Below are 25,761 nucleotides of genomic sequence, written 5' to 3'. Positions count from 1 at the left end.
GATAATGCGTTTCGCGCACACCGCCGGGATCAGGCGGCCAGCTCCTGCTGGACAATCTTCTCGATCTCGTCGATCGGGTGGTTGGTCAGCGTCTTCGGGATCTCCGCCAGCACCAGATCCAGCACCTCCTTGTGCAGCTTGCCGCGCAGATTGCCGAGCACCTGCGGCGAGGCGACCAGAACGATCTTGCCCAGTTTGCCCTTGTGCGCCCGCTCATAGAGCAGCTCTGCGATATCGTCGGCAAAGCGCTCCTTGGCCAGCTCGTGCCAGTCGGTATCATCCAGCGCCGAACGGTGGCCAACACCGCCGTCGTGCATCCGGCCGGGACGGTTGGCCGATTGTTCGATATCGGAGGGATTGTCCTGCTCTTCCTTGCGGCGCACCTCCAAATGCGGGTTCTGCGCATCGGTGGTGTTTTGCAGCAGCAATGCCTTTTCGCTGTCGGTCACCAGAACATATGTGCCGTGGTCTAGCTGAGCCATTATTGGTCCTCCTGCTCGTTGGATTTGGTCACCCGTGTCGCACCGGCAGGGCGTTCCTTGGCACGTTTTTCCTCGTCCTCGGTCGCCACCTCCCGGGCCAGTCGGCCACCGGTGCGCCCGCCATGCGAAACGCTGCCCTCGGCGCCCAGGATTTCCTTGGTTTCCTGACGGCCATCCTTTGATCTCACGCGGTCTGCCATGTCGGTCCTCCATTTTTATCGGGGTTCACCAACACAACCGCCAAAGAGGCGTTTTGTTCCCCCCTCGGCCCGCCCCCGCGCAATAAAGAAAGGCCCCGTCCGATACCGGACGAGGCCCAAGATCAATCACTGATCCCAAAAGATCACATGCGCGAAGCGACGTTTTCCCAGTTGACCAGATTGTCGAGGAAGTTGGTCAGATAGGCCGGACGCTTGTTGCGGAAATCGATATAGTAGGAATGCTCCCACACGTCACAGCCCAGCAGTGCTGTCTGACCAAAGCAGACCGGGTTCACGCCGTTTTCGGTCTTGGTCACCTTCAGGCCGCCGTCGGTGTCCTTGACCAGCCAGGCCCAGCCGGAGCCGAACTGACCCGCGCCTGCGGCAGAGAACTCTTCCTTGAACTTGTCAACGGAGCCAAAGCTGTCGACCAGAGCCTTTTCCAGCTCGCCCGGCATCTTGCTGTCGCCCGGACCCATCATTTCCCAGAACTGGTTGTGGTTCCACAGCTGGGAGATGTTGTTGAAGATACCGCTCTGGGCGACGGCATTTGCGTCATAGGTGCCCTTGATGATCTCTTCCATGGACTTGCCGTCCCACTCGGTGCCGGCAATCAGCTTGTTGCCGTTGTCCACATAGGCCTTGTGGTGCAGGTCGTGGTGGTATTCCAGCGTTTCTGCGGACATGCCTTTGGATGCCAGCGCGTCATGGGCATAAGGAAGATCGGGAAGTTCAAAAGCCATCTGGGCCCCCTGTATTGTCTGTTTCGTTCCTAGGCAGATACATGCGGCTGGTGCCCCCATTGGTCAAGGCCAAGCCGGGGAAACAGCTAAAAAATAACCCGGTCAGCAGGAAAAGAGGCAGCCGCCGCAGGCCGTTAGACGATCGGCCACGGATCCTGCACCGCGGGCTTACTTGCTCAGCTTGACGTTGCTGCGGGTGCACGGCCCGCTGCCGGACGGACGGTTATCATAGCCATGCACGCGCGCTGTAATCGACAGCTTCATACGCGGCTCATCCATCGTGGCCGAATAGCTTGCCTTGGCAGACCCCGAACGCGCATCAATATTATTGACGGTCCACTTCAGCTTGAGCCGGTTTTTGGAACGCAGATCGTAAGGCACGATCATCGGGGTTTTCTGTACGCTGGCAATAACGCCATCCATCACGCCCGTGACTTTCTGGTCATGATCGACAAAGACCAGAACACGCGGCGACAGCCATCCGTATTTCTCATAGGAGGTGATCTGGCAATCATAGGTCACCGGTGCCGCGACAACGGGCGCTGCGGCAAATAGGGTGCAGGCCGCCACTGCGGCTCTGATCAAAGATTTCATCGGGAATGCTCGCGCTCTCAGGAAATGGATACAGCCGCTATATCGTCAATCGCGCGCAGGTTGTGAAGTCTTTTCTACGGAATTGCCGCTACGATGCAGCCGCGACATCATCAGCTAACTTGTGACCTGGGCGCATTGGCCGATGCCGCGTGGCGATTTCTCCCCGACGCCACCGGAGATCACCTTTACCGACAGTTTCTTGTTCTGGGTGTTGAACACCGCGCGATAATGAGTTTCCACCGCGCTTGCCCCATTGCCGACCGAGGCGCTGGTGACCGTCCAGCTGACCCGGTAGGAGATATCGCTGATGCGGAAAAACCCGGCCTTCAGCGGGCGGCCGGACAGCGCACTGACATTGCCGGAATGCACCACTTCCGCCGACCATTCATCGTGGAAACGCAGGCTGATCAGCGGCGGGATCCACCCTCGGCCAGACAGCGATTTCACCTTGCAGGTATAAATCCCTTCCAGCGCCGCCGCCGGGGTCGCCAGACCGGTGCCAAGTGCCACGCAGGCAGCAAAGCCCAGCGTCCTTGCAATTGGCAGCAGCAGGTCAGCGACCTTGAACATATTAACCTCCCACCAGTTAATACAGCATAGCCCGGCTATGCAGCAGACAGATAACTCCCTAATTGGCGGTGATCATGAATCACAAATGGTGAAGAACCAACAAAGCCAAGTAAAAAGTGCCCCCGGAAATCCAGAAGCACTTTACCTGCACGTAAAACGCACCACAAGGCTAAATTGCCTTAACCAGTTAACGCACCTACCTTAGATTGTGGATGCGCGGCGGTGCATAACAAGTTGTAGACATATCCGCCCACTGAGCGGAAGCAAACGATGTGAAATGCACCGTTATTGTCGAGCCAGAAGGCCGCCGCCACCTGCGCCATGCGCGTGCGGCGAAACTGGCCCGGTTTGAAGGCCTCAGCCGACATATCGACCGGGCAGATTTTCGCCAGAACTTCGCGGGCGCTGTCACCGGACAGGCGGAACAGACCACGGGCGTCGGAGACATTGACGGCCAGCGCATGTTCGCCTTTCAGCGCCTCTGCCAGATCCGCAACCTTGGCGTCAACCTCGCCGTAAGGGACCAGCAGCAGCAGCTCATCCGGCGACATCCAGGCCACACCGCCCTGCTCGGTCAGGGAGATCTGACCGCTGGTCGGCACATCCGCCCCGGTGGTGGCCTTTACCGCCGCCTTCAGGGTGGCAGAGGCCAGATCGCCGCGCAGAGTGATCATACCCTGCAACCCGCTGTCCTCGACCTGTGCCAGACCGGAGAATTTCGCCCCATTCATTGCGCTGACAGGATCAGACATTCTGCTTCTCCCCTTCCTTGTCGTAAAAGACCTGATCGACGATCTTGGCCTTGTAGATTGTCCCGTCGGTGCCAGGGAACTCGATCACCTCGCCCATCCGCTTGGGACCATGCTTGACCAGACCCATGGCAATGCCTCGGCCCAGATTGGCCGAATAATAGGTCGAGGTGACGCGCCCGATGGTGTTTTTCTGGCCATTGGCGTTGACACCATTGCCGACCGCATAGGCGCCATCCGGCAGAACCGAGCCGTCTACGGTTTCCAGCCCCACCAGCTGCCAGCGGTCGGGATCGGCCATGTGGCTGCGGGAATGCGCGCGTTTGCCGAGGAAATCCTCTTTCTTCTTCGACAGCGCCCAGTTGAGCCCCAGATCCTGCGGGATAACGGTCCCGTCAGTCTCGTCGCCGATCATGATAAAGCCCTTTTCGGCCCGCAGGATGTGCAGACATTCGGTGCCATAAGGCATCACCCCGAATTCCTTGCCCGCCTCCATCAACGCAGTCCAGAACGCCTGACCTTCGGAGGCCGCAACCGCGATCTCGTAGGACAGTTCGCCCGAGAAGGAGATGCGATAGGCCCGCGCCTTGAAGCCGCCGATTTCCCCATCACGCCATTCCATAAAGGGCAGCGCCTCCTTGGAGACATCCATACCGCCGCCCGCTTTTTCATTCAGCTTTTCCAGCACCTTGCGGGCGTTGGGGCCAACGACGGCGACCTGCGCCAGCTGTTCGGTGACATTGGCAACATAGACTTTCCAGTCCCACCATTCGGTCTGCAGCCATTCTTCCATGTGGCCATGGATCCGCTCGGCACCGCCGGTGGTGGTGTGGCAAAGCCAGGTGTCCTCGTCGATCCGGGCAACCACGCCGTCGTCGATCAGGAAACCGTTCTCCGAACACATCAGACCATAGCGGCATTTGCCCGGCTTCAGCGTCGACATCATGTTGGTATACATCATGTCGAGGAACTTGCCCGCATCCGGCCCTTTGACGACCAGCTTGCCGAGGGTCGAGGCATCCAGCAGGCCGAGGTTCTCGCGGGTGTTCTTCACCTCGCGGTTCACCGCGTCATGCACGCTCTCGCCGGAGCGAACATAGGCGTAGGGGCGACGCCACTGGCCAACCGGTTCCCAATCCGCCCCATTGCTGTCGTGCCAGTCATACATCGGCGTCTTGCGCAGCGGCTGGAAGATCTCCCCGCGGGCCTCACCGCCGATCGCCCCCATCGAAATCGGGTGATAGGGCGGACGGAAGGTGGTGGTGCCCACTTGCGGGATTTCAGACCCCAGCGCATCAGCAAGGATCGCCAGACCGTTGATATTGCTCAACTTCCCCTGATCCGTCGCCATGCCCAGCGTGGTGTAGCGCTTGGTATGTTCGACGCTTTCGAACCCTTCGCGCGCGGCCAGCTGCACATCCGACACTTTGACGTCGTTCTGATAGTCCAGCCAGGTTTTCATCCGCAGCTTGATGTCGGCCTTGGCAGGCATCAGCCAGACCGGCTCCATCGCCGTCTCTGTCGGGGCATCACCAACGGGCGCGGTGCCTGCCTTGACCTTGCGGCCAGCAGCCTTCGCCGCCGCCTCGCCTGCGGCCTGCGCATCGCTCAGCGCCTCCGCCAGACCAGCGGCGCCATTGGCAGCCCCCGCCGCAATCACAAAACCCTTGCCATCCGCACCCAGCGGCGGACGGGTGGCATCGGGGCGGAAGTTCGCATGGGTCTGATCCCAGACCAGCTTGCCGCCGCAATGGGACCACAGATGCACCACCGGCGACCAGCCGCCGGACATCGCGACCGCATCGGCCTCGACCTCCTCCTGCGCACCACCTTCGCCGTTCTGGGCACAGATCGCCACCGAGGTGACGCGCTTGCCGCCTTTCACCTTGGCAATGGCCCGGCCACATTCGACGCGGATGCCCAGCTGACGAACCTCTTCCATCAGCGCGCCGCCGCCGCTGTCGCGGGCATCCAGCACGCGCACCACCTCGACACCCGCAGCATGCAGCGCAATCGCGGTGCGATAGGCATCATCATTGTTGGTGGCCACAACCACTTTCTGGCCGGGTGTCACCCCCCAGTTCACCGCATAGTCGCGCATCGAGGCCGCCAGCATCACGCCCGGCACATCATTGCCCGCAAAGGACAAAGGCCGTTCAATCGCACCGGTCGCCGTCACAATCTGGCTGGCCCGGATCCGCCACAGACGATGGCGCGGACCACCCTGCCCCGGCGCATGATCGGTCAGACGCTCATACCCCAGCGCATAGCCGTGATCATAGACGCCCGCGCCCATGCAGCGGTCGCGCAGCAGCACATTGTCCATGCCCCGCAGCTCGGCGAGGGTTTTCTCGACCCAAGCGCCGGGTTCCATCCCGTCGATGGTGCCGCCATCAACCGGCGCGCGGCCGCCCCAATAGTTGTGCTGCTCCAGCAGCAGAACCTTGGCACCGGACATCGCCGCAGCCTTGGCCGCCTGCAAACCCGCAACACCACCACCAATCACCAGCACATCGACGAAATAATAGAAATGCTCGTAGGTGTCGGCGTCCTTCAGCTCCTTGTCGGGCGCTTTGCCCAGACCGGCGGACTGGCGGATGATCGGCTCGTAGACATGTTTCCACAGCGGACGCGGGTGGATGAACATCTTGTAGTAGAACCCCGCAGGCAGGAACCGCGCCAGCGCGTTATTGGCCACGCCGACATCAAACTCAAGGCTAGGCCAATGGTTCTGCGACTGCGCCGACAGACCCGAGAACAGCTCGGTCGTGGTGGCGCGCTGGTTGGGTTCAAACCGGTCGCCGGTGCCCAGACCAACAAGGGCGTTGGGCTCTTCCGGGCCAGCCGCAACCAGACCGCGCGGGCGGTGATATTTGAACGAGCGGCCAACCATCATCTGGTCATTGGCCAACAGAGCAGACGCCAGCGTGTCGCCTGCATAGCCCTTCATCCGCTTGCCGTTGAAGGTAAATTCGATCGGTTTGGAGCGGTCGATCAACCGGCCGTTTTTGGCAAGGCGCGTGCTCATGTGGCGGACCTTTCGCAAGAGAGGGCGACGAAAAGGGAGGTAACGTTCAGACAGGCGATCATTTCAGATCCCGCCATGTCCAGCCGGGACGCTTGGCCGTGACCGCATCCAGAATGTCCTTGGGCGGCTCGGTGGTCTGGGCGCTGTAGGTGCCAAAAACCTCAAGCGTGGTGGTGCAGCGCGCAGCATGAAACCACTTGCCGCAGCCATTGGCATGGCGCCAGCGCTCAAAATGCACGCCCTTGGGGTTTTCGCGCATGAACAGATAGTCATGAAACTCGTCATCCGACGAGCCGGGACCAAAACGCTTCAGATGCGCCTCGCCACCAGCGGCCAGTTCAGTTTCTTCGGCTTTGACGCCGCAATAGGGGCATTCAAGGATCAGCATTGTGCTTGCTCCGTAAAATTGAATTCTGCAGCGTTAGTGCGCCACACCGGCGGCGACGCTCTCGTCGATGAATTTGCCTTCCTTGAAGCGCATCATCGAAAACTCTTCGGCCAACGGCGAATGACCTGTGGCCATCAGCTCCGCCATCGCCCAGCCAGAGCCCGGGATCGCCTTGAAGCCGCCGGTACCCCAGCCTGCGTTGACAAAGATATTGCCGACCGGTGTCTTGGAGATCAGCGGCGAGCGGTCGCCGGTCACATCCACGATCCCGCCCCACTGGCGCAGCATCTTCAGACGGCTGACCATCGGGAAGGTCTCGTTGAGCGCGCGCACGGTTTCCTCGATATGATGGAAAGATCCGCGCTGGGTGTAGTTGTTGAACCCGTCGGTGCCGCCGCCGATGACCATCTCGCCCTTGTCGGACTGCGACATGTAGCCATGCACGGTATTGGCCATCACAACCACATCCATGCAGGGTTTGATCGGCTCGGACACCAGCGCCTGCAGCGCCACGCTTTCCACCGGCAGACGGAAACCCGCCATGTCCGACAGATGCGAACAATTGCCCGCAACCACCATGCCCAGCTTGTCGCAGTCGATGGCGCCCTTGGTGGTGTCGACGCCAACCACGCGGCCATTCTCATTGCGCACGCCGGTGACTTCACACTGCTGGATGATGTCCATACCCATGTTGGAACAGGCCCGCGCATAGCCCCAGGCCACCGCATCGTGGCGCGCGGTGCCGCCGCGTTCCTGCCAGAGGCCGCCCAGAACCGGATAGCGCGGCCCTTCGAGGTTGATGATCGGCACCAGCTCCTTCACGCGCGCAGGCTCGATCCATTCGGTCTGCACGCCTTGCAGGGCATTGGCATGGGCGGTGCGCTTGTAGCCGCGCACCTCATGCTCGGTCTGCGCCAGCATGATCACGCCGCGCGGGCTGAACATCACGTTGTAGTTGATGTCCTGGCTCATCGTCTCATAGAGCGAGCGCGCCTTCTCATAGATCGCCGCCGAGGGATCCTGCAGGTAGTTGGAGCGGATGATGGTGGTGTTACGCCCGGTATTCCCGCCGCCCAGCCAGCCCTTTTCCAGAACGGCGACATTGGTGATGCCGAAATTCTTGCCAAGGAAATAGGCTGTGGCCAGACCATGCCCCCCGGCCCCGACGATGATCACATCATAGTGGCGTTTCGGTTCAGGCGAGCGCCAGGCGCGTTCCCATCCGGTGTGGTAGCGCAGCGCCTCACGCGCGACAGCAAAGGCAGAATAACGTTTCATGGGCGAATCCGTGGTTCGAGACTGCTACCGGGTATGCACCACAGATCGCCCCGGGCTGCGCCGTTTATCGTCGCAATCGTGCATGGTTGCGACATGCGGACCCAAAGACGACGCGCCGCCGCCGCTATGCCAGCCAGTTTGCCCGAAGCTGTAGGCTGAGCTTTGCCTGTGCTTTGGCGCGCAGGCGGCCCTCCGACCAGCCGGGACAGCGCGCCGCAGCAGTTAGGCCTTTTTTCCGCGCCTGCGCCCCTATACATGAGTGTGAAACTGCGGGAGCCGCCATGACCTTCTGGATTGTCATCAGTCTTATCACGCTGGCCACGGCCATTCTGCTGTCCCTTGTGCTGCTGCGGGGCCGTGACAGCGGCGCGCCTGCTGCGGCCTATGATCTTCAGGTCTATCGCCAGCAGCTGCGCGACGTGGACAAGGATCTGGCGCGTGGCGTGCTGCAGGAGGGCGACGCCGAACGGGTCCGCACTGAGATTTCGCGCCGCATCCTGACCGCCGATGCCCAGGCGCAGGCCGCCGCCACCGGCCGCTCGCAGCCGCGCCTGCTGACCGGCGCAACCGCTGTTGTGCTGACCACTGTGATCTGCGCCGGCACCTATCTGCTCTATGCCAATCTCGGGGCACCCGGATACAGCGATCTGGGCCTGCAGCTGCGGATTGATGCCGCCGCCGAACGCGCCGCCAGCCGCCCCTCGCAGGCCGAAGCCGAGGCCGATGCCCCCGCCCGCCCCGAACGCGTGGTGGAACCCGGATACGCGACCCTGGTCGATCAGCTGCGCGAAACCGCCGCCGCTCGCGCCAACGACGCCCAGGGCCAGGCGCTGCTCGCCCAGCATGAGGCGAACCTCGGCAATTTCGCCGCCGCCGCGCAGGCCAAGGCCAATTACATCCGCATCATGTCCGGCGACGTCGAGGCGCGCGATTTCGGCGAGCTGGCAGAGCTGCAGATCATGGCCGCAGGCGGCTATGTCTCCCCAGAGGCCGAGGACGCCCTGCGCACCGCACTGACGCTCAACCGCTTTGATGGCGGCGCGCGCTACTACTGGGGGCTGATGATGGCGCAGATCGGCCGCCCGGACCTCGCCTATGAGGTCTGGAGCGAGACCCTGGCCATGGGCCCTGAGGGCGCCCCCTGGATCACCGCCATCTCCGCCCAGATCGAGGATATCGCCTATCGCGCCGGGGTCGACTATACGCCGATCGCCCCCGGCAGCAGACCGGCCCCCGGCGGAACCCCGGCGCTCTCCGGTCCCAGCCAGGACGATATCGCCGCGGCCGGGGAGATGAGCGCGCAGGAACGCCAGCAGATGATCCGCGGCATGGTCGAGGGGCTGTCGCAGCGGCTGGCCGACAGCGGCGGCACACCGCAGGAATGGGCGCGGCTGATCGGCGCCCTTGCCGTGCTGCAAGAGACCGAGCGCGCGCAGGCGATCTACGCGGAGGCACAAGAGGTCTTTGCCGAGATGCCAGAGGCGCTCGCCACCATCACCGAAGCCGCGAAAAATGCAGGACTGACCCAATGATCCATGACGACTTCGAAGCCTTCGCCGCAGCCGTCCCCGCCTTCACCCCGATTGCGGGGCTGGATTTTGGCGACAAAACCGTTGGTGTCGCCATCTCCGACCGTATGGGCACCGTGGCGACGCCGCTGGAAACCATCCGGCGCAAGAAATTCACCCTGGATGCCGACCGCCTGTTCGAGATCGTCAAGACCCGCGAGGTCGGCGCCCTGCTGCTGGGGCTGCCGCGCAATATGGACGGCTCCGAAGGGCCGCGCTGCCAGAAAACCCGCGCCTTTGCCCGCAATCTGGCCAAGCTGACCGAACTGCCGATCGGCTTCTGGGACGAAAGGTTGAGCACGGTCGCCGCCGAAAGGGCGCTTCTGGAGGCGGATACGAGCCGAAAGCGTCGCGCAGAGGTGATCGACCATGTTGCCGCATCGTATATCCTGCAAGGGGCGCTGGATCGCATGCGCCATATCAAGGTGGGATAAAACGCATGAGTGACGAGGTCTGGAAACGTGACGAGGTGCAGTCCCCCTGCATCCAAATCTGTGTCGTCCACCCCGAGGCGCGGATCTGCACCGGCTGCTATCGCTCCATCGACGAAATCACCCGCTGGTCAAAGATGAGCAACGAAGAACGCACCGAGCTGCTCGCAGCCCTGCCCGACCGCGCCAAGGAGCTGACCAAGCGCCGCGGCGGCCGCAGCGCCCGCCTAAACCGCAGCTAACGCGGCGCGCGGCACATGTCGCGCGGCAACGGATAGCGGGCTGACAGCGCTCGGCTTTTGCCCGCCAATGGTTGCGCACGCGCCGGTAACCTTCTGAAAATCATGCGGAATAACTGCTGACCCATTGTTTCGCACGCGAAACATTCAGGCAGGGATGCTGACCTTTTATCTGCCGGCACCTCATTCATCGGTACCTTCGATTCTTACCGAAATGCTCCTGACGGTGGCAGTTCGGACAGAGGGCAATCATGTTTTCCTCAACATCAGCACCGCCTTCGCTTAGCCATTTTTTGTGATGCACCTCCAAAAACCACCCACCATTTGGGGTTTCGAAAGACTTGTTTTGACACGCGCCACAGATACCGTTGGCCCTCTGTCTCACTCGTTGACTAACTTCGGAGTTTCGAACGAACCGGTTGCTCACGCCCTTTCTGAAAGCTGGCCCCGCTTGACCACCTGTAACATCGGGAGAAGCAAATCCATTGCGTTTCTCCGCCATGAAGGGTGGTACGTATACACAATGCGGAGCAATCAATTCATCTGCATCGAACCCTCGCATGCCAAGGCGGCGCTGCCGGAGTTCATCGAACCGAACAATATGATATCCAAGGGTCGATAACTCGCCTTGGAACCGTTGAGATGTAAAATTGTTCGGATCAATATTTTCGCCCACTAGGCGCAATGCCATACGCACCACCGGTTTTAGATCCCATAGCTCAAAATCAATACGGCATAGAATGTAGGTGCTGGTTGACGGCGTGTATTTGACACCATGGTGGTTCCCGGCCTTAAAGCTCTCCAAAGCCTGCCGCAGGTGCTGAGCCTCGACACCATATTCTCTAAGTGACTTCACCCAACGTCCTTCCCAACTAAAGTGATCTCAACACTGAAGAACCCAATGATGCCCTCTACTCCAACTCCGCCAGCCACCTCTGGGTCCAATCCGCCAGCTCGGGGCGGAAATAGGCGATCATGCGCCCCTCTTCGGGGGCGCTGGCCCCCTCGGCCCATGGCGCGACACCATGCAGGCACAGCCGGTGCATCAGATAGGCCTTACCGGGGCGGGCTGAAACCGTGATCCTTGGGCAGGTGTCAAACACCTCCCGGCGGGCAGCGGTATAGGCGTCGGTCACATCCACCTCGCCCCATTGCTGCGCAGGAACGCCCTGAAACAGCGCTGCAAAGGCACGGCGCATGATCACATGGCTGCCCTCCCAGATCACCAGCGGCGAGGCATCGGGACTGCTGACATTCAGCGGCAGCCCCAGCACCCAGGCATGGGGTTCCTCGACCCGGCGGCGGCGGGTCTCCCCGAACATCTTCACCCCGTCCACATGCGCCGCGTCGCGGTTGATCCGGTAGCGCAGCGCCGCCTCCCCCTCACCTGGGCGCGGCCGTGGATAGCCCGGAAAGACAGAGGAGACCTGCGCGCGATGCAGATCCGGCAGGCCGCCAAGATGGGCGCTGATGAAGTCGATGGCGGGGCCGGCCAGCGGCGGCCCCTCGGGCAGCTGGCCGCGCCCGTCATTGGGCAGCGCATCAACACCGATGAACCAGGTGCCCTCACATTGCAGCCAGTCGGCATTGGTCGGATCGTTAAGGGCCCGGATCCCGGCCTGATGGGCGTGGCGCGCCCAGGCCAATGTGGCAGCATGGGCCGGAAAATCACACCACCCCTTTGTCAAGAACCGCTGCCAATCCATTGCAAAACCTTACCAATACCTGAAATCAGAAGCCCAGAGACTTGCGCAGCATATTGAGCGCAACAAGGATCAGAAAGACCGCAAACACCCGTTTCAGCGGTTTCGGATCCATCGCATGGGCCAGCTTCACCCCCCAGGGGGCGGTGATCAGCGTCATCGCGATCACCACCACAAAGGCAACCATATTGACCGCCCCAAGCGTCAGCGGCGGGCGCGCCGACGGATCAATCGGCAGGAACAGAAAGCCAATCACCGACGGCACCGCGATGATCACACCAAAGCCCGCCGCCGTGGCCACAGCCCGGTGAATGGGCGTGGCATGCAGGCTCATCAATGGCACGCCAAAACTGCCGCCGCCGATGCCCATCAACACCGACAGGAACCCGACCATGGGGGACAGGATGATGCGGCGCGCGCCCTTGGGCATCTCGTTGCCCAGCCGCCAATCGGAGCGGCCAAAGGCCATGTAACAACCAATCACCAGCGCCAGCACGCCAAACAGCGCCTGCAATGTGGTTGACCGCAAAGAGGCCGCAACGGTGACTCCGACGATGGCGCCGATGGCAATTCCCGGCCCCCAGCCGCGCAGGATGTCCCAATCCACGGCACCCTTCTTGTTGTGGCTCATCACCGAGCGCAGAGAGGTCACGATGATCGTCGCCAGAGACGTTGCCAGACACATCTGCATCAGCTGGTCGCCCCCATAGCCCAGCGTCTGAAACACGTAGAAAAACGCAGGCACCAGAACGATGCCGCCACCAACCCCCAGCAGGCCCGCCAGAACCCCGGCCACCGCGCCTGTCACGATCAAGAGACCGGCCATCTGCGCCAGCACGGCAGGCTCCGGCCAGAGGGTGGCAGTGGTCACAAGACTGGTTGTCAGGGCTGACATCGGCGGCTCTCCTCTTACCCGGATCAGCGGCCGCAGACCGACCCCATCCGCAGCGGATATGGGCGGCTGTCTTGCGCTGACATTCCCATCCCCTAGCATGGGCGGGCAAAAATTGTCTCAGGAATTCGTGCGGCTTAGCAGCTTGTGGCGGTGACCCGTGGTCGCAGGGCTGCGCCGGTGGATCCGCGCCCTGCCCCTCCGCGCGCCGGTGGATCAGGCCGCGAGGCCTGTCACCTGCTCCAGGGCGGTCTCCACCAACCTTGTATCTGCGCCCGGTCGGCTGGCGCCTTCGGACAGCACCCGCCGCCAATTGCGCGCCCCCGGACGGCCTGCAAACAGCCCCAGCATATGCCGGGTGATCTGATGCAACCGCGCACCTTGCGCCATCTGATCGTCGATATACCCCAGCATCTGCCCGACAACCGCGACCGGATCGGTTCCACTGCCGCTGCCAAAAATGAGCGGATCCGCCTGTGACAGGATATCGCTGGGCTGATGATAGGCGGCGCGACCGATCATGACGCCATCAAGTCCCCGTTCCAGATGCAGAAGCGCATCCTCCAGCCGTGCGACCCCTCCGTTGAGCGAGATATGCAGCTGCGGGAATTCCGCCTTCATCTGATGCACGATCTCGTAGTCGAGGGGCGGGATATCCCGGTTTTCCTTGGGGCTCAGTCCCTTTAGCCAGGCTTTGCGCGCGTGGATCGTCACCCGCTCGCAGCCCGCCGCCGCGATCCGTTCAAGAAAGGCAGGCAGCACCTCCTGCGGGTCCTGGTCATCAACGCCAATGCGGCATTTCACCGTCACCTCGACATCGACCTTTGCCCGCATGGCAGCTACACAATCGGCCACCAGATCCGGCGTTTTCATCAGCACGGCGCCAAAGGCCCCCGACTGCACCCGGTCGCTCGGGCAGCCACAGTTGAGATTGATCTCATCATAGCCCGCCTCGGCGCCAAACACGGCAGCCTGCGCCAGCTCCTCCGGGTCAGAGCCGCCCAGTTGCAGCGCCACCGGATGCTCTTCGGCACTGAAGTCCAACAGATGCAGCGCTCCGCCCCGCACCAAGGCAGGTGCCGTTACCATCTCGGTATAAAGCAGCGCCTCACGGCTCAGCAGCCGGTGCAGATACCGGCAATGGCGGTCGGTCCAGTCCATCATGGGCGCCACAGAAAGACGCGCCGCGTTCCGAACTTCGGAAAACCTTATTTCTTCTTGGTTTTTCGAGTTTTCCATTGTCACCGTTTCCCTCGATCTGGCCCGATTCAGCCCCGTTATCGGGTGCGGCGCTACAGACTGTAGCACCGACGGCGCCGTGTAGCACTGTTTCCACCCCAAGTTCCAGCACCCGCCTGCAAGCGCTGCTAAGCCACTGTCCCCATCTGTTCTGCCCCTGACGACGAAAGCGGACTGATCAGCTGGGGCCGATCAAATGGATTGGGCGCGTTCTGGAAACAGTCCGGGTTTTCCAGAAAAATTTAGCTAAACATTGGCCATTATTATTAACCATTTCCGGGCAATTTGGCCCAATTTTCTCCATAAATCTATTGATGCCCTGCTTTCGTGCTAGACGATTTGAAATCCGTTAATTCACGATTTCCGTTGTACGAAGGAAAGATGATGCCAGTAAATCCGGTGAACCCCGTCAGAGGAACAGTCAACGCAGACACGATCATGGGCACGGCGGGCGCGGATACGCTCGTTGGGCTGGGGGGCGACGACAGCCTGATCGGAGATGCGGGCAATGATTCACTTGTCGGCGGCAGCGGGAATGACACGCTGCGGGGGGGGCACGGCGACGATACCCTCATAGGCGGTGACGGCGATGACGAAATCGAGGGCCTATACGGCAATGATGTGATCGACACAGGCGCGGGCAATGACCATGTTTTTGGCCGCGACGGTGATGATCTTATCTTTGGGCGCAGTGGTGACGACCATCTGATTGGCAGCATTGGCACCGACACTGTCTATGGCGGCGACGGCAATGACGTGCTGGCCGGCAGCCAAGGCAATGATGAGATCCATGGCGGGAACGGAAACGACATCGCGTTCATCGGTACGTTCGAAGACTCCGACCGGATTTTCATGGATGCGGGCGATGATATTGTCGATGGCGCCCTGGCCGGTTCGTCGTTTTATGCAGAAGGCGGCTCGGGCAGCGACACGATGACCGCAGGTGTTGGCAACGACACGCTGCTGGGCGGCAGCGGTGATGACCTGCTGAGCGGCGGCAGCGGCAATGACCTGCTTTCCGGTGGCGGCGACAGCGATACAATTTCCGGCGGGGATGGCGACGATATCTTTCTGATCCAAGACGTGCCGGGCCGCCTGTTGATCACCGATTTCGGCGCAAATGGCGCTGCGGATATGATCGATCTGTCGGAGCTGACTGGCTATGGTTCAGCGGAGGCGGTGTCGTCCGGCATGACCTTCGGCCCCTATCAGACCACGTTGAACCTCAATGTCACCGGTGGGGAGCTCGTGATCACGATCCAGCATGAAACACCCCTGACAGCGGCGGATCTTGGGCTGTCTGGCGCCTTGACCGGTACCGACACCGGCGAAGGTCCGACCGAATTCGGCGGCGGTGATACCGGCAGCGGTGGCACAGGCCCCGACACACCTCCGCCTGATGTCGACACAGGCACAGGCACAGGCGGAACTGGCGGAACTGGCGGAACTGGCGTCACCTATACGCTGGCCGGGCAGGACGCTGCTATATTCGTGGTTGATCCTGACAGCGGCGATGTCTCCTATCAGGATTGGTTCACGCCAAATTACGAAGAGGTCTGGGACCTGGACCGGGACCATATCTATGAAATCTCTGTCATCGGGACCGATGCGAATGGTGCAGAAGTCAGCCAGCAGAATCTGGAACTGGTTGTCAGCGAAACCGGTGCCACCTGGCAGGACGCCACTGGCGACATCCCCAATCCTGGCAACGGCGGCTCGGATCAGCAAGACCCCGGTGCAGGCGTCTGGGAGGGGGAGAACGCCGCCGGTGTAACCTACGCGCTGACCGGGCAGGACGCCGCGATATTCCTGGTTGATCCTGACAGCGGCGATGTCTCCTATCAGGATTGGTTCACGCCCAACTACGAAGAGGTCTGGGATCTGGACCGGGACCATATCTATGAAATCTCCGTCATCGGGACTGATGCGAATGGTGCAGAAGTCAGCCAGCAGGACCTGGAACTGGTTGTCAGCGAAACCGGTGCCACCTGGCAGGAAGTCGGAGGAGACACCTCCGATCCTGACGACGGTGTTACCGAGCCGGGTGATCCTGTGCTGGAGACGGATTACCTCAATGGCGATGCCGATGATGAGCTGTTGACCACCTTTGATGCGTTGGCCGACCGGTATCTTGACGCACGGGGTCATGCCACAGCGCCGATTTTCAATGGCTCGGTTGACTGGCATTCCAGCGTGCATGCCCATCTGGCCAATGTTGCGGCCTACGAGGCCACTGGCGATCAAGCCGGGTTGCAGGCCTTTGCCGATGACCGTTTTTCCGCCGAGGACGTGCAGGGCGAAATCGACCTCACCCATAACGACCCTTATGGCTGGGCGTGGCTGCTGAAACTGGACACCAAGCTTCAGGACAATGGCATCGACAACCTGGCACCTGCCGGCGATCATTTTGCCGCCGAACTGGAGGCCCGTCTGTCCCAGCGCATTGAAGCCGGAACATCCGATGCGGGTACGGGCTCCTACGGTGATGCAAACTGGCAGATCGCAAATCTGATCCAATACGCCCAGCATCAGAACGATGCGCCGGCTGAAGCGCGTTACATGCAGATGTTTGATCAAATTCAGTCGGATACGAATGTATCCGGGGAGACGGAAATTGATGAGGGCGATTTCTTTTCGTCGCTTTCGCTCTCGGCCTATGCCCATGTGATTGCGGGAGAAACAGATACGGCGCTGTTTGACGACATCCATGCCCAGATGTTGCAGAGCGTCACCGATGGTTCGCTTGAAGAGCTGCTCGATACCGAAGGTGCACGTCTGGATGCGGGGATCGGGTTTTCGCATTCGGCTGGTATCGCGATCTCTTCGGCCTATGGCTATTGGGCGATGTTTGCCGAAACAGAGAACCCGGCCTTTTATCATGCCTATTCGAATGTTGTGGAATGGACCGAAACTTATGCTGCGGAAATGGGCGCCAACATCGGGCCTGGCCATTGGCTGCCGAACTTCGCGTCTTTTGCAGCCGACCTGCCGACGCAGCTGCCGGTGGCTGACCCGGATGGCAGCCTGACCACGCAGATTGATGACTGGGTGCCCGGCGCCGGCGGCGATGGTGCAGATATCCTGATCGGCGGTAATGACAATGATCTGCTTTCCGGAGGGGCGGGCGATGATCTGCTGGACGGCCAGGGCGGCAAGGATACCCTGGACGGCGGCACTGGCGATGACACCCTGCGTGCCGGTTTTGACGATGGCACCGGCGATGTCTTTATCGGTGGCGCGGGTAGAGATACCTATGACATCGCAAATTCCGATGTCAGCGTTTATGGGTTCAATATCGATCTCCGGGATGGCACGGATCAATACGGCAATACCTACTCGGGTATCGAGAACATTCTGGGCAGCGATACGAATGATCGGTTGCTTGGCAACGGCTCGCGCAACTATCTGCATGGCGGCAATGGCAATGACACGCTTTCCGGGCGGTATGGCGCTGATGTGCTCGACGGCGGCAATGGCAAGGACATCCTGCGTGGCGGCCACGGCAACGACACGTTGCGCGCGGGTTTTGACGACGGAACCGGCGACGTGTTTGATGGTGGCGCGGGGAGCGATACCTATGACATCGCGAATTCAGATGTTCGCGGCTATGGCTTCAACATTGATCTCAACACAGGAACGGATCAGTACCACAACAGCTACACCCGCATTGAAAACATTCTGGGCGGCACCGCCGATGACACATTGCGTGGCGACGATGCGGACAACTACCTGAATGGCGGCGACGGCGATGATATCCTCAATGGCCGCGCGGGTGACGATGTTCTGACCGGCGGCGCAGGGAACGACGTCTTTGCCGTGACGGCGGATACCGGGTCAGTGCAGATCACCGACTTTGGGCAAAACGGCGACGCTGATCAGATTGATGTCTCTGCTCTGACTTCTTTCTTCGCCGATCCCCAAGCCCTGATGGCAGCCTTGAGCCATTCCGACGGGCAGACCAGTTTCAATATTGAGCTTGATGAGGGAACCAGACTGGTGACGATCCAATCCGATCAGGAGCTTGAGGAAGAAGACTTCATCTTCTGATCGGGAGAATGGCAGGCAGGGTTCGAAAGCTGCTGCGGTCGCGGTAGGCGCCGCACCCTGCCTGCGTCCAGGCGGCTGATCGGTCAGATCAGCGGGCGCGTTTCGGGTTTTTCCAGATCGACAAGCGCCAGGTCTGCCAGCGCCTGAAGATCCGTGATCGACAAGAGCCCGTTCTGCCATTCGGCAAGGCCCGCATCCCGCAGCACCTTAAGCCGCTTGTTGGTGTGGACCAGCGACAGACCAAGGGCATCCGCCAGATCCTGCTGACGATAGGCCAGCGGAACCGTATTGCCGACCTCAAGACCGACAGCGCGCAGCCGCAGGTAGATTTTCACCAGCGCCCAGGCAATCCGCTGCGAAGCGTCGCGCTGCCCGAGCGAAGCGATGGTCTCGCCGAGGAAATGCTCCTCCACGGCGGCGATCCAGGTCAGATCATAGGCCCGCGCCGGGTTCTGTTCAAACAGGCGAAAGGTCTCGGACCGGCGAAACACGCAGAGCGTCATTGCTGTTGTCGCCTCGACCGAATGTTTCATCTCCCCCATAAGACCGGCCTGCAAACCAATGAAATCACCAGGAAAAATAAAGTTGATCACCTGCCGACGGCCATTCTCCAACGTGGTGTAGCGGGTCCCCATCCCTTTTAGCACGGTGTAGAGCTGCGGGCTGTTTGACCCTTCCAGCAGGATCGTGGTGCCCGGATCGACAACCAGTTCGCCGGTCTTGAACCCTTGGGTAAACGCCAGCTCCTGCTCCGTCATCGGCGTGAACACATCACGATGCCGCAGGGGACAATCTTTGCAATCGGTGGTCGACACTGGATTATTCCCTAAATGGTATGTCACAGATTAATGCGAGCAGGCTGAATTCGGCGCAGAATGCACGAAACGAAGGTCTATCAGCTTATGCAAGACGATGTTCCGGTCAATACGACCGCTGCGGAAACCCCAATTTATATCATTGCAACACAGGATCATCTGACCACCTGCGATATCTCAGATACAATTCATGAATGCGAGACCAACGCCGAGGTGCTGTGCCATCCGTCGATCGACGCGGCCATGCCGGATATCTGCAAGAGCCACACTCTGGCCGTGGTCTTTGCCGAGGTCGGCAGTGCACAGATCGACCAGCTGAAACTGGACGAGATCATTGCGGCGCGGTCTGGCACATTGGTTCTGATGGGCACCCGGGCTGAGGCTGAACTGGAGCTTGCCGACATAGGCACCTACCCCTGGCCCGTGCTGTTTCGCCCGTTTTCGGCGTCAATGATCAAGAGCTGGCTGACGCCGCGGCGCAAGGGGGCCAGGAAACCTGCCGGGAACAATTCGCAAGCTGAAACGTTGTCTCCTCATCTGCGGATCGTGGACTAACCTTTTGGAGGAGAGAGAGAATGCTTGGTTGGGCAATTACATTTCTGGTCGTGGCGCTGATCGCGGCCCTACTCGGATTTGGCGGCATCGCCGGGGCATCGGCAGGCATCGCCAAGATCCTGTTCTTCATATTCCTGGTGCTGTTCGTCGTGGCCATGGTCATGCGCGCACTCAAGGGTAAGCCGCCGGTCTAAACGCCGTCTGGCCAAATCCCGCCGGTTTAAGCCCCGCATGGGTCGGCATCTCATGACCTGATAGCCGGTGTTACATGTCTCGGCGCGCCAATACCCCTTCTGGGTCAGCGGCGCGCCGTTTTTGCTTTTGCACGCGGCTGCTCAGCCGGCCGCCTTGCCGGGAAGATATCCACCGATTTCCGCGCTCGCCTGTTCCCACTCGGCCATGAGGGGCATCAGATCGGGCATGGCGTCCATCTCCGAATGTTCAAGCGTCAGCAGGGCCTCCCGCAGCGCGGTAAAGCCCAGCACCGCGGCGGAACCAGCGAGCCTGTGTGCCTCCTGCCGGTGCGCTTGCCCCAGCTCATCTGCCGCGCGCAGATCGGTCAGGAACTGATCGACCTCGTCACTGTAGCTGTGCAGGAACTGCGCCCCACGTTCAGCACCAAGTGCATGAAAAAATTGCGTTATGTCCGATTGCCCCTCGGCTGGCTGCGGTGCAGGCTGCGCCATGGGCATTTGGCTGGGAGGCGCGGCAGGCAGCTGGGCGGGCGGCTGTCCGGCGACCTCTTTTGCGGCGCTGCGTTGCATTCTGGCGCGGCGTGAAATCACCTCTGCCAATGCCTGCTTGCTCACCGGCTTGGTGACCACTTCGGCAAGCCCGCCTGCCAGGATCCGTGCGTGATCCTGCTGCCCGACATGGGCCGTCAGCGCGACAATCTGCGTGCCCTCCGCCAGCGCCTCGGCGCGGATGCGGCGGGTGGCCTCGATCCCGTCCACTTCAGGCATGCTGATGTCCATCAGGATCAGATCAAAATCCTCGCGCCGTGCGGCCTCCACCCCTTCGGCGCCCCCCTCGGCCAGCACCACCTCATGCCCAAGCGTGATCAGCATCCGTTCGACAAGAATGCGATTGATTTCATTGTCTTCGACCACAAGGATCCGCGCGCACTGTGCCTCATCCGCGGCTGTATCGCCGGGCTGCGGAGACGTCTGTTCCGCATTCGCAATCAGCGGCGTATCGGGGGTCGCCTGACCGATCCGCCCGCGCCCGTCCGAGGCCGGCAGTGGCAGCGAAATGGTGAACAGGCTGCCCTCCCCCAGTTCACTTTCGCAGGTGATCTCGCCCCCCATCGACACCACGATACGACGGGTGATCGCAAGACCCAGACCGGTGCCTTCGCTGCTGCGCGCATAGCTGGCGTCCAGCCGGATGAAATCTTCAAAGATCCGGTCCAGATCATGCTCAGCGATGCCAGCCCCGGTGTCGGCAATGCAGATCTCCACGGTATCGCTGCCCCTCACCCGCAGCACGTCGATTGACACCGCGCCATCGGTGGTGAACTGCAACGCGTTTTCAACAAGGTTGACCAGCACCTTCTTCAGAGCGACGGGGCGGCCGAGGACTTCGTCACAGGGGCCAAGGCTGCAATGCAGGCTGAGATCGTTGCGGCCGCGGCGCGCCACGGCCTGATGGGAATCGACCAGTTCCTGCACCAGATCGCAAAGATCGAAGATGCGCTGATGTTCATATTCGACGCCGGTTTCCAGGTGTGACAGCTGCAGGACGTCGTTGACATGGGCCATCAGGCGATCGCCGGAGTCGCGGATCGCCGACAGGTATTCACGCTGATCAGCGGTGAGCGGCGTGCCGTCCAGCAGCTCAACCGCGCCCAGAACACCGGTAAGCGGCGTCCGCATTTCGTGGCTCATCACCGTGAGGAGATCCGCCTTTGCCCGTTCACCGGCCAGCGCCTCATCGCGGGCGCGCGTCAGCGCCTCCTCCGCGGCGATGCGGTCAGAAATATCGCGCAGGTAGCTGACAAAGACGGTTTCTTCTGCCGACTGGCTGGCGGTAATCGACAGCTCCACCGGAAAGACCTCGCCGGATTTACGCTTTGCTTCCAGCTGGATACGCCCCTGCCCGATGACCTTGGGCGTCGCCCCGGACCGATAGGCCTGCATGCCCTGCTCATGGGCGTCGCGCAGGTGATCAGGGACAATCAGATCCGCCATATCGGCGCCCGTCGCCTCGCCCCGCGAATAGCCAAAGATCGTCTCGGCGGCGCCGTTGACCTCCTGAATGCGCCCGTCGTCACCAACCACCAGAATGGCATCCAGCGATGATGTGATCATGGCGCGCATCCGGCTGACGGCAAAGCGTGTGCGCTCCGCCAGCCGCTTGCCGCGCTGGTAAAGCCGCCCCATCATCAATGCCGTCAGCCCCAGCGCTACACAGAGCGCGAGGACCACCCACGCCAGCCGGGACAGGATCGCAAAGAGGTTGAGGCGTTTTTCCTCGGTTGTGCGGGCATGTTCCGTCAACCCGGCCAGCGCCAGAACACGCAGATCGGCGCGATTGTCCCGCAGCATGTCCCGCACCTGGGGCAGCCCGAACAGGAGCGCCTCATCCGGGCCGTCGATATAGGTGATCAGCCGGTCGATCCGCGACATGACCCGCGCCAGAACCCGGGCGTTTTCGGGTTCGTCCCGCACCGGTTTGAAGGTGCGGCTTTCGCGGATGGTGGCGACCCGGCTGTAGAGGATGTCGAATTCGCGGCGGACCTGAGACAGATCCTGCTCACTCCGGGCGGAGAGCACCGCGTTTTCCAGTTTCAGCTGTTCGATTTCGGCCTGTGACAGGGTCCATTGCAGGCTGTCGGTGGCGGCGGTTGACAGGCCATCCAGACGCACCAGCACCTCGCGCCCCAGCCGAACGGACTGCACCGCGAGCAAGGCGAGAACCAAGCCCACGGTGATGAGGACGCTGCGCGACAGCAGAGGGTTTTCCCTGAGCCGCACCTATGAAAGACCTGTGCCTATGCCTGTTCGGGTCATTCGCCTATCGTGATCTCCTCAAGCTGCCAGATGCTGCGGGAATAAACCGCCTCAGTACGGTAGGTCGGATCGCTGTCGTAGGGGTAGACAATCCACAACGGGCCCTTGTCGCGGACCGACATTGTTGCGCCATTGCGCTCATAGGCGACCATTGGCCCGCCATTGGTGGCGTCTGAAACCGGAATCTCCACGGCATAATCGTTGATTGCCCGTGCCACGACGACACCGGCCTGATGTTGATCCACACCGACATGGGCCAGCAACGCTGCCAGGCTGACACCGGTAAAGGCCTGTTCGCCGGAGGTCCAGATGGTGCGGGTATCGAACTGGGCGACCGGCAGGCTGCGCAATTCATCCATCGAGAATACGAACTGCTGCGTATCGCCGCCGTTCTGGGGTTTGACGGCAACGGTCAGAACCGTCTCGCCGGATTGGGACGCCCGGGCGTCCTGAGGGGCCAGACCGCAGAGCAATGTGACCGCTGCAAGCAGGGCTACAATGTGGAGGTGCCAGTATTTCATCGCGTCTATCCTTTTGCCTGTGCCATTCCGCCGATTGCGGCCCCGCTACCGGGTGATGCACATTCTTGATCTGGGTCGAACCTGTCACAAACCGCCGTCCAGAGCATCTGTTCCTGCGGATAGACTGCTATTCTTTGGTATAGGATTCGTAACCAGCGCTGCATTTTTTTGGCAATTCCGGCCGATTTTATGCCTCCACGGCCGCAATGATGCGGGGAATACGCGCCTGTACAATGTTCCGGTAACCTCAAAAGGCGCCCCTGCACGCGCTGCGGTTGCGTGGAATTGACTTTTTATCAACCAAATTGAGGGTATGCTGACGTTCAGGCCGGTACTTTGCAGGAGCTTACATGCGTATTCTATTGGCGGACGACCACGACATGGTGCGCGAAACCATTTCCGCTTATCTGACATCAGAAGGCGGCGCGGCAGTAACCTCGACCGTCGATCTGCCCGGCGCGCTGAGCGAGATCGAAGAGAACGGCCCCTATGATCTGGTCCTGCTGGATTACAATATGCCAGGAATGCAGGGGCTGGATGGTTTGGGAACGGCGCTGAAGGCCAATGGCGGCAAGGGGGTTGCGATCATCTCCGGCAGCGCGCCGACCCGGACTGCTCAGGAGGCTCTGGATGCCGGGGCGATTGGCTTCATTCCCAAAACCATGGGCGCCCAATCGCTGCTGAACGCGGTCCGCTTCATGAGTGCCGGCGAAATCTATGTGCCCGTTGAATTGATGCGCAAGGAGGCCGAGGCCCCTGCCCATCCGCTTGCCGAAAAACTCAGCCCGCGCGAGATCGAGGTTCTGGACGGGCTGTGCCGCGGCCTGTCGAACAAGGAAATCGCCCGCGAGCTTGAGTTGCAGGAGGTGACGATCAAGCTGCATGTGCGCACGCTGTGCCGCAAGCTGGAGGCCAAGAACCGCACCCAGGCCGCTCTCACCGCGAAGGAAGCAGGCCTGTTCTGAGGGCTGCGTTGACGGGCAGCTCTCGGCGCCACAAATGACTGCGCCTTTATGGGGGGCATGATCGCTGGATCCATCTTGAGGGGGCTGCGATGGGTGGGGCCTGTGGTTGGTGAAACGTATTCTGTGAAAACTGTTGGCTCTGCCCAGCGAGGTCGGCCTGTCGTGAGACGCCGCAGGCGTGCAGAGCTGTGTCTGGGTCCGCGTCTATGTCGGAGCTGGATCGGTGTCCGGCTATGGATCGGTGTCCAGGTCGGGACCAGTCTCCGGGTCAGGACCAGACGCCGGGTCTGAGCCGTAGGTCTGTGTCGCAGGGCTGTTGATCCCGAAACCGATGCGACGAATCGTGTCCACCCGATCTGCCAGGAGGTGGAAAGCCGCCTTCGGCAGCTGCCACTTGTTGCGGCGCCCATCCTGCGAGTAGGCGCCTGCGACGGCCCCGGTACAGCTGCGACCTCAGCCGGTGGCCACCTATGCGGTGGTCGATTACATGACGTGGCCGACCACTTGACGTGACCTGGCTGCATCCCGGCTGGCCTTTGCACTCAGAAAACCGGCGCGCGCCTAAGGTGTGATGGCCCAGCGGATCAGCGCCGCGACACAGGCCAGCACCCCGACGCTGGCACACCAGATGACCGCAAACCACAGCAGCCGCCCCAGTGGGTGATGCCTGACCTTTGCTTCGGGACTGGCGCTGCCGCGGGGTGTGGTTGACCCCTCAGGAGGCTGTTCGGAGGTGCTCAATGATAGCCCTCCTCCGGGTTGATCTTGCCGCGAAATACCCAATAGGCATAGGCGGTATAGGCCAGGATCAGAGGCACCAGCACCACCGCGCCGACCAGCGTGAACATCAGGCTTTCATCCGGGGCGGCGGCCTCGGCGATGGTCAGGCCCGGCGGCACGATGAACGGGTAGAAGCTGATGCCAATGCCGATGAAACCCAGCACAAAGAGCCCAAGTGCTGCCAGAAACGGCTGGGCGTCGCGCTCGCCCTTCAGCCCCTGAAACAGCGCGTAGCTGCACGCCACAACCAGCCCCGGTACCAACAGGCTGAACAGGCTGCCCGGCAGGTTGAACCAGCGGCGGAAATACTCCGGGTCCTGAAACGGGGTGAGCAGGCTGACCAGCGCAATTGCCGCCAATGTGACGACGCCGAGCCAGCGCGCATAGCCGCGCATCTGATGCTGTAGATCACCCTCGGTCTTCATGTAGAGCCAGGTCGCACCAAGCAGCGCATAGCCGGTCAGCACTGCCAGGCCGGTGATCAGCGAAAACGGGGTCAGCCAGTCCCACCAGCCGCCTGCGTAGGCGCGGCCCTCGATCTCGATCCCCTGTACCAGCGCGCCCAGCGCGATGCCCTGCATGATCGCCGCCACAACAGAGCCGCCAAAGAACGCGACGTCCCAGACGCCACGCCAGCGGGTGGTGCGCCAGCGGTATTCAAAGGCGACACCGCGAAACACCAGCGCCAGCAACATCAGGGTGATCGGCATGTAGAGCGCCGGCATGATCACCGCATAGGCCAGCGGGAACACCGCAAACAGCCCGCCGCCGCCCAGCACCAGCCAGGTTTCATTGCCATCCCAGACCGGGGCGATGGAGTTCATCATGGTGGCCCGATCGCGTTCGGAACCGGCGAAGGGGAACAGGATCCCGACGCCAAGGTCAAACCCATCGAGCACAACATAGGTCAGCACCGCAAAGGCAATGATTCCGGCCCAGATAAAGGAGAGTTCAAACAGCATA

At 61.3% G+C, this 25,761-nt stretch carries 25 protein-coding genes; 7 read left to right on the top strand and 18 right to left on the bottom strand.

Translation table 11 applies throughout. From position 1 onward, the window contains the following. Nucleotides 1-29 precede the first annotated feature (29 nt). From VWZ81_RS04315 to VWZ81_RS04275, 9 genes are all read right to left on the bottom strand, one after another. Nucleotides 30-482, bottom strand: coding sequence for a host attachment family protein (locus VWZ81_RS04315; RefSeq protein WP_416542165.1), 453 nt, complete (start codon nt 480-482; stop codon nt 30-32). Continuing rightward, nucleotides 482-682, bottom strand: coding sequence for a hypothetical protein (locus VWZ81_RS04310; protein ID WP_340545849.1), 201 nt, complete (start codon nt 680-682; stop codon nt 482-484). Before VWZ81_RS04310 ends, VWZ81_RS04315 begins: the two co-directional genes overlap by 1 nt. 143 nt (nt 683-825) lie before the next feature. After that, entirely contained in the window at nt 826-1,425 is a 600-nt protein-coding gene (locus VWZ81_RS04305) for a superoxide dismutase (protein ID WP_102896828.1), read from the bottom strand. A gap of 168 nt (nt 1,426-1,593) precedes the next feature. Continuing rightward, nucleotides 1,594-2,019, bottom strand: a complete 426-nt coding sequence (locus tag VWZ81_RS04300) for a hypothetical protein (protein ID WP_416534192.1) — start codon at nt 2,017-2,019, stop codon at nt 1,594-1,596. A gap of 114 nt (nt 2,020-2,133) precedes the next feature. Beyond that, nucleotides 2,134-2,589, bottom strand: coding sequence for a hypothetical protein (locus VWZ81_RS04295; RefSeq protein ID WP_340545851.1), 456 nt, complete (start codon nt 2,587-2,589; stop codon nt 2,134-2,136). 179 nt (nt 2,590-2,768) lie between these two features. Then, nucleotides 2,769-3,341: a sarcosine oxidase subunit gamma gene (locus VWZ81_RS04290; protein WP_416534194.1), complete on the bottom strand. Its 573-nt coding sequence runs from the start codon at nt 3,339-3,341 to the stop codon at nt 2,769-2,771. Further along, entirely contained in the window at nt 3,334-6,366 is a 3,033-nt protein-coding gene (locus VWZ81_RS04285) for a sarcosine oxidase subunit alpha family protein (RefSeq protein WP_416540025.1), read from the bottom strand. The genes VWZ81_RS04290 and VWZ81_RS04285 overlap by 8 nt, the downstream gene beginning before the upstream one ends. A 58-nt stretch (nt 6,367-6,424) precedes the next feature. Next, nucleotides 6,425-6,754, bottom strand: a complete 330-nt coding sequence (locus tag VWZ81_RS04280; RefSeq protein WP_340545854.1) for a sarcosine oxidase subunit delta — start codon at nt 6,752-6,754, stop codon at nt 6,425-6,427. 33 nt (nt 6,755-6,787) lie between these two features. Then, the gene (locus VWZ81_RS04275; protein ID WP_340545855.1) at nt 6,788-8,032 is read right to left on the bottom strand and encodes a sarcosine oxidase subunit beta family protein; all 1,245 of its coding nucleotides are present in this window, start codon (nt 8,030-8,032) and stop codon (nt 6,788-6,790) included. A 281-nt stretch (nt 8,033-8,313) separates the two neighbouring features. On the opposite strand from VWZ81_RS04275, the gene ccmI reads away from it, so the two are divergent. Genes ccmI through VWZ81_RS04260 form a run of 3 tightly spaced genes read left to right on the top strand, consistent with a single transcriptional unit; the run spans nt 8,314 to nt 10,273 of the window. Beyond that, nucleotides 8,314-9,564, top strand: a complete 1,251-nt coding sequence (gene ccmI / locus VWZ81_RS04270; RefSeq protein ID WP_416542164.1) for a c-type cytochrome biogenesis protein CcmI — start codon at nt 8,314-8,316, stop codon at nt 9,562-9,564. After that, nucleotides 9,561-10,034, top strand: a complete 474-nt coding sequence (ruvX, locus tag VWZ81_RS04265) for a Holliday junction resolvase RuvX (protein ID WP_416542163.1) — start codon at nt 9,561-9,563, stop codon at nt 10,032-10,034. The genes ccmI and ruvX overlap by 4 nt, the downstream gene beginning before the upstream one ends. A 5-nt stretch (nt 10,035-10,039) precedes the next feature. Next, complete coding sequence (locus VWZ81_RS04260) at nt 10,040-10,273, top strand: DUF1289 domain-containing protein (RefSeq protein ID WP_416542162.1); 234 nt, start codon at nt 10,040-10,042, stop codon at nt 10,271-10,273. Between the two features lie 184 nt (nt 10,274-10,457). Here the strand turns inward: VWZ81_RS04260 and VWZ81_RS04255 are convergent, their stop codons facing one another. The 4 genes from VWZ81_RS04255 to dusA all read right to left on the bottom strand — a co-directional run bounded on the left by VWZ81_RS04255 (nt 10,458) and on the right by dusA (nt 14,104). Beyond that, nucleotides 10,458-11,126, bottom strand: coding sequence for an HNH endonuclease (locus VWZ81_RS04255; protein WP_416542161.1), 669 nt, complete (start codon nt 11,124-11,126; stop codon nt 10,458-10,460). A 55-nt stretch (nt 11,127-11,181) separates the two neighbouring features. Continuing rightward, entirely contained in the window at nt 11,182-11,976 is a 795-nt protein-coding gene (locus tag VWZ81_RS04250; protein WP_416542160.1) for a hypothetical protein, read from the bottom strand. Between the two features lie 25 nt (nt 11,977-12,001). After that, nucleotides 12,002-12,868 (bottom strand): sulfite exporter TauE/SafE family protein, encoded by an 867-nt coding sequence (locus VWZ81_RS04245; RefSeq protein ID WP_416534198.1) that lies wholly within the window; start codon nt 12,866-12,868, stop codon nt 12,002-12,004. 213 nt (nt 12,869-13,081) lie between these two features. Then, a complete protein-coding gene (dusA, locus tag VWZ81_RS04240) occupies nt 13,082-14,104 on the bottom strand; it encodes a tRNA dihydrouridine(20/20a) synthase DusA (protein ID WP_416542159.1) in 1,023 nt (340 codons plus the stop codon). A gap of 384 nt (nt 14,105-14,488) precedes the next feature. On the opposite strand from dusA, the gene VWZ81_RS04235 reads away from it, so the two are divergent. Beyond that, nucleotides 14,489-18,151: a DUF2891 family protein gene (locus VWZ81_RS04235; RefSeq protein WP_416558316.1), complete on the top strand. Its 3,663-nt coding sequence runs from the start codon at nt 14,489-14,491 to the stop codon at nt 18,149-18,151. A gap of 83 nt (nt 18,152-18,234) precedes the next feature. Here the strand turns inward: VWZ81_RS04235 and VWZ81_RS04230 are convergent, their stop codons facing one another. Next, on the bottom strand, nt 18,235-18,909 hold the full coding sequence (locus VWZ81_RS04230) for a Crp/Fnr family transcriptional regulator (protein WP_416534243.1): 675 nt from the start codon (nt 18,907-18,909) through the stop codon (nt 18,235-18,237). Nucleotides 18,910-19,053: 144 nt separating this feature from the next. Between VWZ81_RS04230 and VWZ81_RS04225 the strand changes: the two genes are divergently transcribed. Further along, nucleotides 19,054-19,521 carry a hypothetical protein gene (locus tag VWZ81_RS04225; RefSeq protein ID WP_340545864.1) on the top strand — a complete coding sequence of 156 codons (468 nt, stop codon included), beginning with the start codon at nt 19,054-19,056 and terminating at the stop codon, nt 19,519-19,521. A 20-nt stretch (nt 19,522-19,541) separates the two neighbouring features. Continuing rightward, nucleotides 19,542-19,715 carry a DUF1328 domain-containing protein gene (locus tag VWZ81_RS04220; RefSeq protein WP_340545865.1) on the top strand — a complete coding sequence of 58 codons (174 nt, stop codon included), beginning with the start codon at nt 19,542-19,544 and terminating at the stop codon, nt 19,713-19,715. Between the two features lie 141 nt (nt 19,716-19,856). On the opposite strand, the gene VWZ81_RS04215 is transcribed toward VWZ81_RS04220, so the two are convergent. Both VWZ81_RS04215 and VWZ81_RS04210 read right to left on the bottom strand, forming a co-directional pair. Continuing rightward, complete coding sequence (locus VWZ81_RS04215; protein WP_416542157.1) at nt 19,857-22,496, bottom strand: ATP-binding protein; 2,640 nt, start codon at nt 22,494-22,496, stop codon at nt 19,857-19,859. 32 nt (nt 22,497-22,528) lie between these two features. Further along, a complete protein-coding gene (locus VWZ81_RS04210; protein ID WP_340545867.1) occupies nt 22,529-23,053 on the bottom strand; it encodes a molybdopterin-dependent oxidoreductase in 525 nt (174 codons plus the stop codon). A 350-nt stretch (nt 23,054-23,403) separates the two neighbouring features. Here VWZ81_RS04210 and VWZ81_RS04205 point away from each other — a divergent pair, with 350 nt between their 5' ends. Further along, nucleotides 23,404-24,018 (top strand): response regulator transcription factor, encoded by a 615-nt coding sequence (locus tag VWZ81_RS04205; RefSeq protein WP_340545868.1) that lies wholly within the window; start codon nt 23,404-23,406, stop codon nt 24,016-24,018. 561 nt (nt 24,019-24,579) lie between these two features. Here the strand turns inward: VWZ81_RS04205 and VWZ81_RS04200 are convergent. Together VWZ81_RS04200 and cydB are read right to left on the bottom strand one after the other, a co-directional pair. Beyond that, nucleotides 24,580-24,759 (bottom strand): hypothetical protein, encoded by a 180-nt coding sequence (locus VWZ81_RS04200; RefSeq protein WP_416542156.1) that lies wholly within the window; start codon nt 24,757-24,759, stop codon nt 24,580-24,582. Continuing rightward, nucleotides 24,756-25,760, bottom strand: a complete 1,005-nt coding sequence (gene cydB, locus VWZ81_RS04195) for a cytochrome d ubiquinol oxidase subunit II (RefSeq protein ID WP_416542155.1) — start codon at nt 25,758-25,760, stop codon at nt 24,756-24,758. Before cydB ends, VWZ81_RS04200 begins: the two co-directional genes overlap by 4 nt. Between the last annotated feature and the right edge of the window lies 1 nt (nt 25,761).

Source organism: Phaeobacter sp. JH20_34 (genome assembly GCF_048056095.1).
Classification (GTDB): domain Bacteria; phylum Pseudomonadota; class Alphaproteobacteria; order Rhodobacterales; family Rhodobacteraceae; genus Phaeobacter; species Phaeobacter bryozoorum.
The sequence above is the reverse complement of the archived record's forward strand: the minus strand, read 5'-3'. Positions and strand labels throughout refer to the sequence as shown.